Genomic DNA, 633 nt, shown 5'->3' on the forward strand with positions numbered 1-633 from the left:
GCTTTTCATCGAGTGCGGCGATCTCCTCATTGATCCGCGCATAGTCGCGCGCCAATGTCTCGAACATCTCCCTGGCCATGTCGGGGATCGTCGCGTCGGCGCGAATGTCGGCCAGCAGATCGCCGAGCCGGGAAAGGCCTTTGGGCGCCACCAGGCCGAACTCCGCCGCAAAGCCGCGGATCGCGTTGGCGAGCTGCGTGCGCCGGCCAATGAACTGGGCGCGCAGTTTCGCCAGCATCTGCAGGGCCTGGTTGTCGGCGCTCTTGACCGGTACGAAACGCATCGAAGGCCGGCTCATCGCCTCGCAGATCGCCGCGGCGTCCGCCGCATCGGACTTGGAGCGCTTCACGTAAGGCTTCACATATTGCGGCGGCAGCAGAACTACATGATGGCCCAGCGCGCGCAGCTCGCGTGCCCAGTAATGCGCCGCGCCGCAGGCTTCCATGCCCACCTTCAGCGGCGAAAGCCCGGCGAAGAAGGCAAGCACCCGCCCACGCCGAAGCTTCTTGAGCAAAACCGGCTGCTCGGCCGCATCCACCCCATGCAACTGGAACACGGTCTTTGACGTATCCATGCCAATGCGAATAAGATTTTCCACGGACGGTCTCCCTTGCTTGAGATCTGCAACGACCT

1 protein-coding gene is annotated in these 633 nt (G+C 63.5%); it reads right to left on the bottom strand.

The window, feature by feature from the left end; translation table 11 throughout:
- Positions 1–598, bottom strand: a 598-nt coding sequence (locus tag G6N73_RS36175) for an IS110 family RNA-guided transposase (RefSeq protein ID WP_165034607.1), incomplete at its 3' end; no start/stop codon positions are given.
- Between the last annotated feature and the right edge of the window lie 35 nt (positions 599–633).

It is taken from the genome of Allomesorhizobium camelthorni (assembly GCF_011045125.1).
GTDB lineage: Bacteria > Pseudomonadota > Alphaproteobacteria > Rhizobiales > Rhizobiaceae > Allomesorhizobium > Allomesorhizobium camelthorni.